Origin of the sequence: Amycolatopsis sp. MEPSY49, assembly GCF_051337345.1 — a bacterium.
Taxonomy (GTDB): domain Bacteria; phylum Actinomycetota; class Actinomycetes; order Mycobacteriales; family Pseudonocardiaceae; genus Amycolatopsis.
Genome location: NZ_JBDLYJ010000003.1, coordinates 594,534 through 611,949, shown reverse-complemented (window position 1 = coordinate 611,949; position 17,416 = coordinate 594,534). Strand labels below are relative to the sequence as shown.

Genomic DNA, 17,416 nt, shown 5'->3' with positions numbered 1-17,416 from the left:
GCCTTTCAGTGGTGGCCGGACAACGTGCCCGCCAGCCGCGCGGAGATCAGCCGCAGCACCTCGGGCTGGTGGTCGGCGAGGAAGAAGTGCCCGCCGCGGAAGACCTTCAGCTCGAACTCGCCGTCGGTGTGGTCCGCCCAGGCGCGGGCCTCGTCGAGCGTGGTCTTCGGGTCGGTGTCCCCGGTCAGCACGGTGATCGGCGTGGCCAGCTTCGGTCCCGGCCGCCGCACGTAGGTCTCGGCGGCCTTGTAGTCGTTGCGGATCGCGGGCAGGGCCATCCGGAGGATCTCCTCGTCGCCCAGCACGGCCGCGTTCGTGCCGCCGAGCCGGCGCACCTCGGCGATGACGCCGTCGTCGTCGAGCAGGTGCACGGACTCGTCGCGGCGGCAAGACGGAGCGCGCCGGCCGGACGCGAACAGGTGCAGCGGGGTCGCCCCGGTCCGTTCCAGCCGGGCGGCGACCTCGAACGCCAGCGTCGCGCCCATGCTGTGGCCGAACAGCGCGAACGGCTCCCGCGTCCGCTCGGCGAGCACCTCGGCGAGGGTGTCCGCGAGCACGGGCAGGCTGTCGATCCCCGGCTCCAGCCGCCGGTCCTGGCGCCCCGGGTACTGGACGGACAGGACCTCGACCGAGCGGCCGAGCCCGGCGGACATCGGGAAGTAGAAGCTGGCCGAGCCGCCCGCGTGCGGCAGGCAGAACAGCCGGACGGCGCCCTCGTCCGCGTCGTGGTAGCGGCGGAGCCACAGCTCCGGGTCGTCAGTCATGCGTGCACTCCGTCCTGGAGGGTGGTGCCGAGCCAGCCGCGCACGGTCTCGGCGGTGGTGGCGGCGTGGTCCTCGACCATGGTGAAGTGGTTGCCCGGCACGTCGACGACGGTGTCGGCGGTGTCCCAGTGCGTCTGCCACTCTTCGGGCGCCAGCCGCGCGTCGGCGACCGGGGGCTCGGACGAGCGGACGAGCAGCAGCGGCACCGGCAGCTTCGCGGGTTCCCAGCCGGCCATCAGCCGGAAGTACCAGCTCATCGCCGACAGCCGCGCGGCGTCCATCGGCGCGAACACCTCTTCGCGGTCGAACATGCCGCCGAACAGCTCGTCGCGAAACCGGTCGAGCGGCGAGTCCGCGCGCGGCAGGTAGCTGTCGAGCAGCACGACCGCCAACGGCGGCGTGCCCCGCTCGTCGAGGACTTCGGCGGCGGCGTGCGCGAGCATCCCGCCCGAGGACGAGCCGAGCAGCACGAACGGCTCGCCGTCGGCGACGCTCAGCACCGCGTCGGCTTGTACCTCGGCGACCGCGCGGACGGTGGCGGGCAGCGCCTCGCCCTTGACGAACCCCGGTGCCGGCAGCGCGTGGACGTCCCGGTCGCCCCGGAACGGCGAGGCGAACCGGGCGTACTGGTGCACGCCGGCCAGCGCCACGTACGAGCTGAAGCAGATCAGCTTGGGCGTACGCTCGCCGGCGGCCAGCTTCACTGATCCGAGGCCGCTCTTCAGGTCCGCGGCCGAGTCGAAGGTGGGGCGGAGCAGCGCCGCATTCTGCAGCAACTCGAAGCCTTCCTTCATCTTGCCGAGTTCACAAGCCGTGCGGAACAGCGCGCCGAGCGTGTCACCGATGTCCACAGTGGACGTCTTCGGCTCCTCGGTGACGTTCAGCTCCGCGCGCAGGTGTGCGGCGAGGTCTTCGGGGGTCGGGAAGTCGAAGACCAGCGTCGGCGGCAGCCGCAGGCCGGTGGCCGCGCCGAGGGTGTTGCGCAGCTCGACCGCCGTGAGCGAATCGAAGCCGGCGACGAGGAAGCCGACGTCCGGGCGGACCGCTTCGGGACCGGCGTGCCCGAGCACCGTGGCCGCGGCGCCGCGGACCAGGTCCAGCAGCACCGCTTCCCGGTCCTGTTCGGACTTCCCGGTCAGCGCTCGATTCAAGGTGTCCCCACCGGACACTTGCGCGGCCCGCCTCACCGGGCGTACCAGTCCCTTGAGGACGGTGGCGACCGGGCCGCCGGACAGGTCCAGCTTCGCCGGAACCAACGCCGGTTCGGCGAGCGCGGTCGCGGCGTCGAACAACGCCAGCCCCTGCTCGACCGGCAACGCGCGGACGCCACCGCGCGACATCCGCTGCCGGTCCGCGGAGTCCAGTGTGGAGCTCATCCCGGTCTCCCACAGTCCCCAGGCCAGCGCCTGGGCGGGCAGCCCGCGGGCGGCGCGATGGGCGGCGAGCGCGTCGAGGAAGGCGTTCGCCGCGGCGTAGTTGCCCTGCCCGGGTGCGCCGAACGTGGCCGAGACCGAGGAGAAGAGCACGAACGCCGAAAGGTGCCGGTCGGCGGTCAGTTCGTGCAGGTGCCAGGCGGCGTCGACCTTGGGTCGCAGCACCGCGTCCAGCCGTTCCGGGGTGAGGCTGTCGATGACGCCGTCGTCGAGCACCCCGGCGGCGTGCACGACCGCGGCGAGGTCGGGGATCTGCGCCAGCAGTTCGGCGAGTGCGTCCCGGTCCGCCGTGTCGCACGCGGCGAGCCGGACGTCCGCGCCCAGTGCGGTCAGCTCTTCCCGCAGCTCGGCGGCACCGGCCGCGCTCCGGCTGGCCAGCACGAGCCGCCGGACGTCGTGCGCGGTGACGAGGTGCCGGGCCAGCACGCGGCCCAGGCTCCCGGTGGCGCCGGTGAGCAGCACCGTGCCGTCCGGCCCGAACGGCCGTTTCCCGGTGGCGGACTCGGTGGTGGCACGGCTCAGCCGGGCGGCGAGCAGGGTGCCTTCCCGCACGGCCAGCTGCGGCTCGTCACTGAGGACCGCGGCCGGCAACGCCGCCATGGACCGGTCGATCGACGGGCCGGAGTGCGCCCCGCCACCGGCCCCCAGCGCACCATCGCCCACAACCGCAGCCGGCAGCGCGTCCGTCGAGGCGTCGAGGTCAACGAGCCGGACCCGCTCCACGCCACCCGAGACCCCCTCGGCACCACCCACAACCGCGGCCGGCAGCGCATCGGCCGAGGCGTCGAGGTCGATGAGCCGGATCCGGCCGGGGTGCTCCGACTGCGCCGAGCGGACCAGGCCCCAGATCGGCGCGGCCGCCAGGTCGGGGACGTCGTCGCCGGCCGCGGCGGCTACCGCGCCGCGGGTCATCACGACCAGCCGGGAGGCGGCGAACCGCTCGTCGGCCAGCCACTCCCGCAGCAGGGACAGCACGTCGTGGGCAGCCGCCCGGGCGGCGTCCGGCAGCGCGCCCCCAGCCGTCGTCCGGACGGTCAGCACCGCTTCGGGCACCGCCATGCCGAGCCCGACCGCGGTCCCGAGCGCGTCTAGGTCCACATAGGACTCACAGGTGACGCCGCTCGCGTCGAGCACCGGCCCGAGCCCGAGGTCGTCGGTGCCGATGACAGCCCACCGCCGGGCGCCTTCCACCGGCGCCGACAGCACCGGCCGCCAGTCCAGCCGGAACAGCGAATCGTGGGCCTTCCGGACCGGTTGGGGGCCGTCGGTCAGCGGCCGCAGCACCAGTGCGCCGACCGAGGCCACCGGGCGGCCGGCCGGGTCGGCCAGGCTCAGCTTGACCGTGTCGTGGCCGTTCGGGGTGACCGTGACCCGGACCGCGGTGGCGCCGCTCGCGTGCAGCGTCACCCCACTCCACGAGAACGGCAGGTAGCTCCGGCCCGCCCACTCGGCGACCGTCCCCAGGACGTGCAGCGACGCGTCGAGCAGCGCCGGGTGCAGACCGGACCGGGCCGCGTCCGCGTGCTCCTCGGGCCGCAGGGCCACTTCGGCGTGCACCTCGTCGCCGAGCCGCCAGGCGGCCCGCAGCCCCTGGAAGGCCGGGCCGTAGCCGAACTCGCTGTCCGCGCTGTAGAGGCCGCCGAGGTCCAGGGGTTCGGCGCCGGCCGGCGGCCACTCGGCGAGGTCATCGGGGACGGAACCGGGTTCGGCGGCGAGCCGGCCACTGGCGTGCCGGGTCCACGGCTCGTCGTCGAGTCGCGAATGGACGGTGACACCACGGATACCCGACTCGTCCGGCGCGCCGAGGACGACCTGCAGCTGTACGCCTTCACGGGGCAGGTCCAAGGGCGTCTCGATGACCAGTTCGTCGATGCCGCCCGCGCCGGCCAGCTCGGCCGCGCGCAGGACCAGCTCGACGAACCCGGTGCCCGGGAACAGCGTCCGGCCCGCGACGACGTGATCGGCGAGCCAGGGGTGGGTGCGCGGCGAGACCCGGCCCGTGCACACCACGGTGCCGTTCTCGGCGTTCGTGACCGACGCGCCCAGCAGCGGGTGGTCCGGGCGGTCGAGGCCCGCCAGCGTGACGTCACCGGCCGGGGCCAGGGAGAACTCGGGCCAGAACCGTTCGTGCTGGAAGGCGTACGTCGGCAGGGACGCCGGGTCACCGGGTCCGCCGAGGACACGAATCCAGTCCACTGTGGAGCCGTTGACGTGCAGCTTCGCCAAGCCGGTCAGCAAATCCCGCGGCTCATCCTTGCGCACGAGCGCGACCGCCAGTGCGCGGTCGTCCAGGCAGGCGGCGGCCATCGCGGTGAGGACACCGTCCGGGCCCAGCTCGGCGAACCGGGTCACGCCCAGCCCGGCGAGGGTCGCGACGGCGTCGGCGAACCGGACTGTTCCGCGGGCCTGACGCAGCCAGTAGCCCGGCGAGGTCAGCTCGGTCGCGGGCGCCCCGGTCAGCGTCGAGACGACCGGAATGGCCGGCGGGGCGAAGGTGACGCCGTTCAGCACGCGGCCGAAGTCCGCGAGCATCGCGTCCATGTCCGCCGAGTGGAAGGCGTGCGAGACACGCAGCCGGCGGGTCTTGCGGCCGGCCCAGTGCTGTTCGACCGCCAAGACGCCGTCTTCGGCACCGGAGACGACCACGGACGTGGGTCCGTTGACCGCGGCGAGGTCGACACCGGGAGGCAGCGTCGGGACGACCTCGGCCTCGGTCGCCTCGATCGCGAGCATCGCACCGCCGGCGGGGAGGGCCTGCATGAGGCGGCCGCGCGCGGCGACGACGGTGCAGGCGTCGGCCAGCGACCACACGCCCGCGACGTGCGCGGCGGCCAGCTCGCCGATCGAATGCCCGGCCAGCCGGTCCGGCCGGACCCCCCAGGATTCCAGCAGCCGGAACAGGGCCACTTCGACCGCGAACAGCGCGGGCTGGGTGTACTCGGTCCGGTCGAGCAGTCCGGGTTCGGTGTCGATCACTTCGCGCAGGGGCCGGTCGAGGTGGGTGTCGAACTCCGCGCAGACCTCGGCGAAGGCGTCGGCGAACACCGGGAACTCGCGGCGCAGCCCGGCGCCCATGCCGAGCCGTTGCGCGCCCTGGCCGGTGAAGAGGAACGCGGTCCCGCCCTCGGCGCGCACGCCCGTGGCGACGCCGGGCGCGGGCCGGTCGGCGGCCACGGCGGCCATGCCCTTGATCAGCTCGTCCCGGTCGGTGCCCACGACGACCGCGCGGTGCCCGAAGACGGTCCGGCCCGCCAGCGCCGTCCCGATCTGGGCGGGCTCGGCTTCGTGGTTCGCAACGTGGCTCAGCAGTCGTTCGGCCTGACCGCGCAGCGCTTCCGGGCTGTGGCCGGACACGCTCCACGCCGTCAGCGATCCGGAAGCGGCACTTTCCCGGGAAGGTGCCGCTTCGGGGGCGGCTTCGATGATGACGTGGGCGTTCGTTCCGCTCACGCCGAACGACGAAACCCCGGCGCGGCGCACGCGGTCGTCGTCCGGCCACGGGACGGGCCCCGACAGCAGCCGCACGTCGCCGCCGGACCAGTCCACATGGGACGACGGCACGTCGGCGTGCAGGGTCTGCGGGAGCAGCCCGTTCCGGAGCGCCAGCACCATCTTCATGACGCCGGCGACTCCCGCGGCCGCCTGGGTGTGGCCCACATTGGACTTGATCGACCCGAGCCAGAGCGGCCGGTCGCGGTCCTGGCCGTAGGTCGCGATCAGCGCCTGCGCTTCGATCGGGTCACCCAGCGACGTCCCGGTACCGTGCGCTTCGACGGCGTCCACTTCGGACGGCTCCAGTCCCGCGTTCGCCAGTGCGGCCCGGATCACGCGTTGCTGCGAAGGCCCGTTCGGTGCGGTGAGCCCGTTCGACGCGCCGTCCTGGTTGACCGCGCTGCCGCGCACGATCGCGAGCACCGGGTGCCCGTTGCGGCGTGCGTCGGAAAGCCGTTCCAGCACCAGCATTCCCGAACCTTCGCCCCAGCCGGTGCCGTCGGCGTCGTCGGAGAACGCCTTGCACCGCCCGTCCGGGGCCAGCCCGCGCTGGCGGCTGAACTCGACGAACGAGCCGGGCGTCGACAGCACCGTGACGCCGCCGGCCAGTACGAGCGAACACTCCCCCGCACGCAGCGCCTGGATCGCCCAGTGCAGCGCGACCAGGGACGACGAGCACGCGGTGTCGACGGTGACGGCCGGGCCCTCGAGCCCGAGCGCGTAGGAGATCCGGCCCGACAGCACGGAAGCGGCGTTGCCGGTGCCCAGGTAGCCTTCGGCGCTCTTCGGCGACAGCGCGAGCAGCGCGGGGTAGTCCTGACCGTTGGTCCCGGCGAACACGCCCACCGGCGCGCCGCGCAGCGACTCCGGGTCGATCCCCGCGCGCTCCAGGGCTTCCCACGACGTCTCGAGCAGCAGCCGCTGCTGCGGGTCCATCGCGAGGGCTTCCCGCGGCGAGATCCCGAAGAAGGCAGGGTCGAACAACGCGGCGTCGTCGAGGAAACCGCCTTCGCGGGCGTACGACGTGCCCTCGCTGTCCGGGTCCGGGTCGTAGAGCGCGTCGAGGTCCCAGCCGCGGTCGGCCGGGAAGCCGCCGATCGCGTCCCGGCCCTCGGCGAGCAACGCCCAGAGGTCGTCCGGGGTGCGGACGCCGCCGGGGAAGCGGCAGGCCATCGACACGATCGCGATCGGCTCGTCGTCGGTCCGGGCCGCTGCGGCCGGTGCCACTGGGGTGGCATCGCCGGCCAGGTGCGCGGCCAGGGCGTTCGGGGTGGCGTAGTCGTAGATCAGGGTGGCGGGCAGGCGCTGCCCGGTCGCCGCGGCCAGCCGGTTGCGCAGTTCGACGGCGGTCAGCGAGTCGAAGCCGAGGTCCTTGAACGCCCGGTCCGGCTCGACGGCCGCCGCGCCGGCGTAGCCGAGCACGAGGGCCACGGCCGTGCGGACGACGTCGAGTACGTCGGCCGGCCGGTCGGCGGTGGGCTCGGCGACCGGTCGCGGTGGGACGAGCCCGGCGAAGATCGGCGGGAGCGCCGGCGCGGCGCGCAGCACGTCGAAGTCGAACCGGATCGGCAGCACGGCGGGTTCGCCGCCGCGGCAAGCCGCGTCGAACAGCCGCAGGCCTTCCACGGTGGACAGCGGGATCATGCCGGTGGCGCCCAGGCGACGGCGGTCGCGGTCGGCGAGCCCGCCGGTCATGCCGCCGTCCTGCGCCCACAGGCCCCAGCCGAGCGCGAGCCCGGGCAGGCCCTGGTCGCGGCGGTGGCGGGCCAGCGCGTCGAGCCAGACGTTGGCCGCCGCGTAGTTCGCCTGACCGGCCGGGCCCAGGGTGCCGGAGATCGAGGAGAACACGACGAACGCCGTCAGCTCGGTGCCGGCGGTCAGCTCGTGGAGGTTCGTGACGGCGTCGATCTTGGGCCGCAGCACCGTGTCGAGGCGCTCGGGGGTCAGCGCGGACACGACGCCGTCGTCGAGCACGCCGGCGACGTGGACGACGCCGGTCAGCGGCCGGTCTTCCGGGATGGCCGCGAGGAGCGAGGCCAGCGCGTCGCGGTCGGCGGCGTCGCAGGCCGCGACGACCGGTTCCGCGCCCAGCGCGGTGAGGTCGGCGGCCAGCTCGGCGGCGCCGTCGGCGGCCGGGCCGCGGCGGCTCGCGAGCACCAGGTGCCGCACGCCGTGGCCGGCAACCAGGTGCCGCGCGATCTGCGCGCCCAACGCCCCGGTCCCGCCGGTGATCAGCACCGTCCCTTCCGGACCGAAGGACGCGGACGTGCCCGGCTCGGCCGCCCTGGCCAGGCGGGACGCCCGGATCTCGCCGTCGCGCAGCAGGAACTCCGGTTCGCCGGTGGCGAGCGCGGCGGGCAGCAGCCGCGCGGCCGCCGGGTCGTCGACGTCGGCGAGCACGAACCGGCCGGGGTTCTCCGCCGCGGCCGAGCGCACCAGGCCCCAGACCGGGGCCTGCGCGAGGTCGGTAACGCCCTCGGCGACGGCGGCGCCACGGGTCAGCACGACCAGGGTGCGGCCGTCGAACCGCGCGTCGGCCAGCCAGGACCGCACGAGCTGCAGCGCGCGGCGCGCCGCCTCGCCCGGATTGTCCACTTCGGACCGCGAGACGAACGGGGCGACGAGGACGTCGGGCAGCGAGCCCGCCTCGGCGACGCCGTCGAGGTCGGGGTGGCAGGCCAGCGCGCCCAGCTCGGCGAACAGGGCGGCGGCGAGTTCCCGGTGGCCGGAGCCGAGCAGGGCCCACGTCGCCGGCCCGGGCACTCCCTGTTCAAGCTCGACCGGAACCCAGTCGAGCTTGAGCAAGGCGTCGCGGGTGGTAACGCCCACCGGGCGGGGCAGTTCCGGCCAGTAGGTCTCGCGCTGGAACGCGTAGGTCGGCAGGGCACACGCCCGCGCGCCGGGGAACAGCGCGCTCCAGCCGGCCCGCGCGCCCTGGACGTACATCGTCGCCACGGCGGTCAGCGCGGTCCGGACCTCGTCGCGGTCCTTGCGCAGCAGCGCGGCGGTTGTCGCGCCGGGCAGGCATTCCTCGGTCATGGCGGCGAGCACGCCGTGCGGCCCGACCTCGAGGAACCGGGTGGTCCCGAGGTCCGCGAGCGCCGCCACGGCAGCGGCGAACCGGACAGGCTGCCGGACCTGCCCGACCCAGTATTCGGGGGTGGTCAGCTCGTCGGTGAGCGCTGTCCCGGTGACCGTCGAAACGATCGGGAGCCGCGGCCGGGAGTAGGTGACGCGCTCGGCGACCCGGCGGAACTCCGCGAGCATCGGGTCCATCAGCGGCGAGTGGAAGGCGTGGGAGACGGTGAGCCGCCGGGTCCGGCGGCCGAGGTCGGCGAAGTGCCGCTCGATCTCCTCGGTGCCGTCGCCGGACACCACAACGGAATCCGGGCCGTTGACGGCGGCGAGCGAGACGGTCTCGGTGAGCAGCGGCGTCACTTCGGCTTCGGTGGCCTGGATCGCGACCATCGCCCCGCCACGCGGGAGTGCCTGCATCAGCCGTCCACGCGCGGCGACCAGCTCGGCCGCGTCGGCGAGGGAGAAGACGCCGGCGACGTGCGCGGCCGCCAGCTCGCCGATGGAGTGACCGGCGAGGTGGTCGGGCGTCACGCCCCAGGACTCCAGCAGCCGGAACAGCGCGACCTCGACCGCGAACAGCGCGGGCTGGGTGTACGCCGTCTCGTCGAGGTCCGCTCCGGACTCGATGACCGTCTTGAGTGGACGGTCGAGGTGGCGGTCGAACTCCGCGCAGATTTCGTCGAAGGCGTTGGCGTACGCCGGGAATCGGGCGTAGAGTTCGCGGCCCATGCCGACGCGCTGCGCGCCCTGGCCGGTGAACAGGAACGCGGTCAGCCCTTCGGTGACCACGCCGCGTACGGGTACTTCCTCGCCTTGGGCGAGGGCACGCACTCCTTCGGCCAGTTCCGCCGCGTCACCGATCAGCACGGCCCGGTGCTCGAAGGCCGAGCGGGTCGTGGCGAGCGCCAGCCCGATTTCGGCGGGGTCGCCTGCCACACCGGCCAGCCGCGCGGCTTGGGCGCGCAGGGCCGCTTCCGACCGTCCGGAAAGGACCCACGGCACGACGGTGGGGCATTCCTGCCGCGGAGTGACCTCTTCGGCCGGCGGTGCGGCCAGGAGCACGTGCGCGTTGGTCCCGCTGACGCCGAACGCCGATACGCCCGCGTGACGCACCCGCCCCTCGTCCGGCCACGGGACCGGCTCGGTCAGCAGGCGGACGTCACCGGCCGACCAGTCCACCCGGGACGACGGCTGATCGACGTGCAGCGTCTTCGGCAGGACGCCGTTGCGCAACGCGAGGGTCATCTTGAGCACCCCGGCCACCCCGGCGGCGGCCTGGGTGTGCCCGAGGTTCGACTTGATCGAGCCGAGCCACAGCGGCGTCCGGCGGTCGCGGCCGTAGGTGGCCAGCAGGGCCTGTGCTTCGATCGGGTCACCGAGCGACGTGCCGGTGCCGTGGGCCTCGACGGCGTCCACATCGGACGGTGACAGTCCGGCGTCGGCGAGCGCGGCGCGGATGACGCGTTGCTGCGACGGGCCGTTCGGGGCGGTGAGCCCGTTCGACGCGCCGTCGGAGTTGATCGCCGAGCCCGCGACGATCGCGAGCACGGGGTGGCCGTTGCGGCGGGCGTCGGACAGCCGTTCCAGCAGGACGACGCCGGCGCCTTCGCCCCAGCCGGTGCCGTCGGCGGTGTCGGCGAAGGCCTTGCACCGGCCGTCCGCGGCCAGCCCCTGCTGCCTGCTGAACCCGATGAACGCGCCGGGCGTCGTCATGACCGTGACGCCACCGGCGAGCGCGAGGTCGCATTCCCCTTCGCGCAGCGCGTGCGCGGCCCAGTGCAGCGCGACCAGCGACGACGAGCACGCCGTGTCGACGGTGACGGCCGGCCCCTCCAGGCCGAGCGCGTAGGCGATCCGTCCGGAAAGGACACTGGCCGCGTTGCCGGTGCTTTCGTAGCCGTCGCCGACGCCGGGCGCGAGGCTGAGCAGCCCCGGGTAGTCCTGGCCGTTGGTGCCGGCGAACACGCCGACCGGCGCGCCCCGCAGGGAGTGCGGGTCGATCCCGGCGCGTTCCAAGGCCTCCCAGGAGGTTTCGAGCAGCAGCCGCTGCTGCGGGTCCATGGCGAGGGCCTCGCGGGGCGAGATCCCGAAGAAGGCGGCGTCGAACGCGCCCGCGTCGCGGACGAACCCGCCCTGGCGGACGTAGCTCGTGCCCGGGTGCGCCGGGTCGGGGTGGTAGACCGCGTCCAGGTCCCAGCCGCGGTCGTCCGGGAAGTCCGTCAGCGTGTCGGTACCGGTTTCCAGGACCCGCCAGAGGTCCTCCGGCGTCTCGACGCCGCCGGGGAACCGGCAGGCCATGGCCACGATCGCGATCGGCTCCGGCGCGCCCGCTTCGGCCGCCCGCAGCCGCTCCCGCGTCTCGTGCAGGTCGGCGGTGACCTTGCGCAGGTAGCCGAGCAGCTTCTCCTCGTTCACGTCGCCCCCGTCACGCGAGCCCCAGCTCGTTGTCGATGAAGTCGAAGATCTCGGTTTCGCTGGCCGTTTCGAGCTTCTGCCGCGTGCTTTCCGCCGGTTCCGCGCCCAGCCGGCTCAGCAGGGGCTGCAGCCGGGCGGTGACGCGGGTGCCCTGCTCGGCGGTCAGACCGGCCAAGGCCGCTTCGATGCGTTCGAGCGCGGCCTCGGCCGGGTCCGCCGGTCCGAGTTCGCGGCCGAGGTGCGCGGCGAGCGCGGCCGGGTTCGCGTAGTCGAAGCCGAGCGTCGCGGGGAGGGCCAGGCCGGTGGCGGCGGCCAGCCCGTTGCGCAGCTCGACCGCCGTGAGCGAGTCGAGGCCCAATTCCTTGAACGCGAGGCCGGGGTCCACTGTGGACGGGCTCGCGTGACCGAGCACGGCGGCGACCTCCGCGCGCACCAGCTCGAGCAGCGCGCGGTCCCGCTCGGGGCCGGTCAGGGTGTCGAGCTTCGCGCGGAAGTCCGGCTCCGGCTCCTTGCGGCGGGCTTCGGGCAGCTCGTCGAGGAGCCGGCCGGCGCGGAACTGCGTCCAATCGACGTCGGCGACCGCGACCGGCTCGCCGCTCGTGAGCGCGCGGTGCAGGGCGGCGGTGGCCAGGGCGGGGGCCATCGGCCGGATCCCGCCGCGTTCGGCGCGGGCGCTGTTCCCGGCGGCCATGCCGGCGCCGGCCCACGGGCCCCAGGCGATGGAGGTGGCGGGCAGGCCGAGCCCGGCCCGCTGTTCGGCGAGGGCGTCGAGGACGGCGTTGGCGGCGACGTAGTTGCCCTGCCCGGCGGCGCCGAGGGTGGCCGCGAGGGAGGAGAACAGGACGAAGGCGGAGAGGTCCCGGTCGCGCGTCAGCTCGTCGAGGTAGCGGGCGGAGTCCACTTTGGCCTTCAGGACGGTGGCGAGCCGCGGTGGCGTCAGGGAGTCGAGGACGCCGTCGTCGAGAACTCCGGCGGCGTGCACGACCGCGTCGAGGTCGGGCAGCTCGTCGAGAAGTTCGGCGACGGCTGCGCGATCGGCGAGATCGCAGGCGGCGACGGTGACTTTTGTGCCGAGCGAGCTGAGTTCGGCTTCGAGTTCGGCGGCCCCGGGAGCGGAGGGGCCCCGCCGCCCGACGAGCACGACGTGCGGCGCGCCGGTGCGGGCCAGCCACCGCGCGACTTCGCTCCCGAGCGCGCCGGTCCCACCGGTGACGAGCACGGTGCCGCGCGGAGTCCACGGCTCGGCTGGGGTGACCGGGGCGCGCACGAGCCGGCGGGCGAAGGTGCCGTGCGGGCGGATGGCGAGCTGGTCTTCCCCTTCGGTGCCGGTGAGGGCGGTGATGAGGCTGGTCAGCTCGGGTTCTCCGGGGTCGGCGGGCAGGTCGGCGAGGCCGCCCCACCGGTCCGGGTGTTCGAGGGCTGCGGTCCGCCCGAGGCCCCAGATTGCCGCGGACAACGGCTCGGCGACGGTCTCGGCTTCGACGGCCACGGCTCCGGAGGTGACGTGCCACAGCGGCGCGGTGATGCCGGCGTCGCCGAGGGACTGGAGGAGGGTGGTGCTGAGCGCCAGGCCGAGGGGGACGGACGGGAAGTCTGAGGTGGGTTGGACGGCCAGGCCCAGCAGAGAGAGCACACCGGCGACCGGCCCGGGCGTCGACTCGGCGCCGATCCCCAGCAGCCGGCCGGCCAGCGCGTCCCGGTCGAGGTCGCTCTCCCCGACCGTCACCGCCACCGGCTCGGCTCCGGCCTCGGCCAACGCCGCAAACACCCCCTTGACCAGCGGATCCCCGTCGAACCCAGCGGGAACCGCCACCAGCCAACGGCCGGTCAACCCCGCGCGCGGCCCATCCGCCACCGACCGCCACGCCACGCGATAGCGCCAAGCGTCCGAAGGCGACCCACTCGGCACCGCGGGCTCCGGCCAGAACACCTGCCGCTCGAACGGGTACGTCGGCAACGCCACGCACCGCGTCCCCCGTGACAGCGGCTTCCAATCCACCGTCTGCCCGCTGACGTGCAGCGACCCCAAGGCCAGCAGCGCCGTCGAGACCTCCGGCCGGTCCTTGCGCAGCATCGGGACACAACCGGGCGCGAAAGCCGACAACGTGCCGTCCGGGCCCAGCTCGACCAACCGCGACACCCCGGCCGACCGCACCGTCTCGACCGCCGCTGCGAACCGCACCGGCTCGCGCACCTGGCGGACCCAGTACCCCGGGTCCGTCAGCTCCTCCGCGACCCGCCCGGTCACCGTGGACACCACGGGAACGCGCGGCCCGGCGTAGCCGATCCCGCGCGCCACCTCGGCGTAGTCCTCCACCATCGCGTCCATACGAGCCGAGTGAAACGCATGCGAGACCCGCAAATCCCTAGACTTCACCCCGCGCGCGGTCAGTTCGGCGGCGATCTCCGCCAGCACATCCGCCTCGCCGGACAGGACCACCGACTGCGGCCCGTTCACCGCCGCGAGGTCCGCCCGGCCTGCCGCGACCGGCAAAACCTCCTGCTCAGCGGCCTGCACCGCCAGCATCGCGCCCCCGGGCGGCAGCGCCTGCATCAGGCCCGCCCGGGCCGCGACCAGCTTGCCCGCGTCCGCCAGCGAGAACACCCCGGCGACGTGCGCCGCCGCCAGCTCGCCGATCGAGTGCCCGACCAGGTAGTCCGGCAAGACGCCCCACGACTCCAGCAGCCGGAACAACGCGACCTCCAGCGCGAACAGCGCCGGCTGCGTGTACCCCGTCTGGTCGAGTGCCGCGGCGTCGCCGAACACGACCTCCCGCAACGGCCGATCCAGCGACGGGTCCAGCACCGCGCACGCCGCGTCGAACGCGTCCGCGAACGCCGGGAACCGCGCGTACAGCTCCGCCCCCATCCCGGCGCGCTGCGAGCCCTGCCCGGCGAACACCAGCGCCGTCGCACCGGGGACGGCCTGCCCGGTGACCACGCCCGGGCCCTTCCCGCCCGACGCCACCGCGGCCAGCCCGGCCAGCAGGTCCGCCCGTGACGCGCCGGTCACCACCGCCCGGTGGTCGAACGCCGCCCGGCCGGCCAGGGTCAGGCTGACGTCGGCCGGAGCGGCGTCCGAGTCGAAGGCCGCGAGCCGGCGGGCCTGCTCCCGCAACGCCGGCTCCGACCGCGCCGACAACGGCCACGCCACGACGCCGGCCTCGACCGGCGTAACGTCCGAGGCCGGCGGCTCCTCGATGACGACGTGCGCGTTCGTGCCGCTGAAGCCGAACGACGACACCCCGGCCCGACGCGGCCGCTCGCCGGCCGGCCAGGGCTGCGGCGAGGTCAGCAGCGCCACCGCGCCGCCGGTCCAGTCGACGTGCCGCGACGGGCGGTCCGCGTGCAGCGTCTTCGGCAGGACGCCGTGCCCCAGGGAAAGGATCATCTTGATGACGCCGGCGATCCCCGCCGCCGCCTGCGTGTGCCCGATGTTCGACTTCAGCGACCCCAGCCACAACGGCGTGGCGCGGTCACGGCCGTAGGTCGCCAGCAGCGCTTGGGCCTCGATCGGATCGCCGAGCGCGGTGCCGGTTCCGTGCGCTTCGACAGCGTCCACATCGGACGGTGTCAGCCCGGCGGCGGCCAGCGCGGAGAGGATGACCCGTTGCTGCGACGGCCCGTTCGGCGCGGTGAGGCCGTTCGACGCGCCGTCCTGGTTCATCGCCGAGCCGCGCAGCACCGCGAGCACCGGGTGCCCGAGCCGGCGCGCGTCCGACAGCCGTTCGACCAGCACGACGCCGGCGCCTTCGCCCCAGCCCGTGCCGTCCGCGTCGTCGGCGAAGGCCTTGCACCGGCCGTCCGCGGCGAGTCCGCCCTGCCGGGAGAACTCGACGAACGCGCCGGGCGTCGCCATCACCGTCACACCGCCGGCCAGCGCCATCGCGCACTCCCCCGCGCGCACCGACTGCGCCGCCAGGTGCAGCGCGACCAGCGACGCCGAGCACGCCGTGTCCACTGTGACCGCCGGGCCGCCGAGGCCCAGCACGTACGACACGCGGCCCGAAACGACCGAAGCCGCGTTCCCGGTGCCGACGAACCCGCCGAAGTCCTCGCCCGAGCCGGCGAGCACCGCCGGGTAGTCCTGCCCGTTGGTCCCGAGGAACACGCCCACGTCCGGGCTGCCCGCCGGATCGACGCCGGCGCGTTCCAGGGTTTCCCAGGCCGTCTCCAGCACGAGCCGCTGTTGCGGATCCATCGCGAGTGCTTCACGCGGCGAGATGCCGAAGAAGGCCGGGTCGAACTCCGTGACGCCGTCGACGAACGCGCCGCCGCCCGTGACGACCCCGGCCGCCGCGAGGCCCGCGAGGTCCCAGTGCCGGTCGGCGGGGAAGCCGGAGACCGCGTCGCGCCCGGAAACCAGCAGCTCCCACAGGTCTTCCGGTGTCCGCACGCCGCCGGGGAAGCGGCAGCCCATCGCCACGACGACGATCGGGTCCTCTGTGGACACCGCGGGCTGCGAGACCACCGATATTTCGCTTGACGTGCCCGCCAGGCGCGCGGCCAGGTCGGCGGCCGTCGGGTAGTCGTAGATCAGCGTCGCGGGCAGGTCCGTACCGGTGGCCGCGCCGAGCCGGTTGCGCAGCTCGACGGCGGTCAGCGAGTCGAACCCGAGGTCCTTGAACGCCTTGTCCGCGGGAACCTCTTCGGTGTAGCCGAGCACCGCCGCGACCTGACGGCGTACCAGGGTAAGCATGTCCACATCGGACAGCTCGGCAACCGGGGCACCGGCGGCCTCGGGCAGTTCGGTCAGCAGCCGGCTCGGCCGCACGGCGGTGAGCGCGGGACCGTAGACGGGCCAGTCGACGTCGGCGAGTGCGACCGAGACGTCACCGGCCCCCAGCGCCCGGTCGAGCGCGGCGACCGCGCGTTCCGGGTCGAGGGGCGTGAGACCGCCGCGCCGCAGCCGGTCGCGGACGGCATCGTCGGCCGCCATCCCCGCGTCGGCCCACGGTCCCCAGGCGAGCGACGTCGCCGGGAGCCCACGGGCCCGCCGGTACGCGGCCAGCGCGTCGAGGTACGCGTTCGCCGCCGCGTAGTTGCCCTGCCCGGCCGAGCCGACGGTCCCCGCCAGCGACGAGAACAGCACGAACGCCGACAGCTCGCGGTCCGCGGTGGCCTCGTGCAGCACCTCGGCGGAGACTGCCTTGGCCCGCAGCACGCGGTCGAGCTTTTCGGGCGTGAGCCCGTCGAGCACGCCGTCGTCGAGCACGCCCGCCGCGTGGACCACGGCGGTCAGGTCCGGCAGGGATGCCACGAGTGCGGTGACCGCGTCCCGGTCGGTGCAGTCGCAGGCCACGACGGTGATCTCGGGCCCGGTCGGTTCACTCGCCGCCGGGCCGCGACGGCTGGCCAGCACGACGCGGGACGCGCCGCGGTCGAGCGCCCAGCGCGCGAGGTGGCCGCCGAGCGCACCGGTGCCGCCGGTGATCAGCACCGTCCCGGTGACCGTCCATTCGGGACATTCGCCGGACAGCGGCGCGCGCACGAGCCGGCGCGCGAAGACCCCGGAAGGCCGGATGGCGACCTCGTCCTCGGCGCCGTCGGCGAGCACTCCGCACAGCCGGTCGAGACCACGGTCGTCGAGCTGCTCGGGCAGGTCGATCAGGCCGCCCCACCGGCGCGGGTGTTCCACCGCGGCGGACCGGCCGAGCCCCCACACCTGGGCCTGCGCCGGGTGGTCAAGCGGGTCGGAGCGGCCGGTCGACACGGCGCCCCGGGTCAAGCACCACAGCGGCGCGGACCAGCCGCGCGTGCCCAGGGCCTGGATCAGCGCGAGCGTGTCGTCCACGGCCAGCGTCGAAAGAACTCCGGCGGGCTCGTCCGCCGGCTGGGCGACGTCGGACAGCTCGACGACCTCCGCGCCCCGGGCCCGCAACCCCTCGGCCAGCTCGCCGAAGTCCTCCCGCGCGAGCAGAAGCCAGCGGCCGGACAGCCGGGTCGTGGTCGTCGCAGTGACCGGGCGCCAGGCGATCCGGTACCGCCACCGGTCCACAAGAGACTCTTCGTGCTGACGACGACGCCAAGCAGCCAGCGCGGGGACGACGTCGCTCAGCGGAGTCTCCGCGGGTACAGCCAACGCATCGGTCAACGCGGCGAGGTCCTCGTGCTCGACCGCCGACCAGAAGTCGTCCGCGCCGGTGTCGACAGCCGCGGCGGACTCCGGCGAGGTGAGCCAGAAGCGTTCGTGCTGGAAGGCGTACGTCGGCAGCTCGACCCGCCGGGCACCGT

3 protein-coding genes (1 of these 3 running past the window's edge) are annotated in these 17,416 nt (G+C 74.5%); all 3 read right to left on the bottom strand.

The window, feature by feature from the left end; genetic code table 11:
- Window positions 1-5: 5 nt before the first annotated feature.
- Tightly spaced (at most 10 nt apart), the 3 genes in view from ABFJ78_RS17120 to ABFJ78_RS17110 form a layout consistent with a single transcriptional unit that may run on beyond the window.
- On the bottom strand, window positions 6-764 hold the full coding sequence (locus ABFJ78_RS17120; protein WP_436387331.1) for a thioesterase II family protein: 759 nt from the start codon (window positions 762-764) through the stop codon (window positions 6-8).
- Window positions 761-11,182 carry a type I polyketide synthase gene (locus ABFJ78_RS17115; RefSeq protein ID WP_436387330.1) on the bottom strand — a complete coding sequence of 3,474 codons (10,422 nt, stop codon included), beginning with the start codon at window positions 11,180-11,182 and terminating at the stop codon, window positions 761-763. Before ABFJ78_RS17115 ends, ABFJ78_RS17120 begins: the two co-directional genes overlap by 4 nt.
- Before the next feature lie 10 nt (window positions 11,183-11,192).
- Window positions 11,193-17,416 carry the 3' portion of a type I polyketide synthase gene (locus ABFJ78_RS17110; RefSeq protein ID WP_436387329.1) on the bottom strand. Its footprint extends 2,575 nt past the window's final position, so 6,224 of the gene's 8,799 nt are visible here — the last part of the coding sequence; its start codon lies off the right edge, out of view; it ends in the stop codon at window positions 11,193-11,195.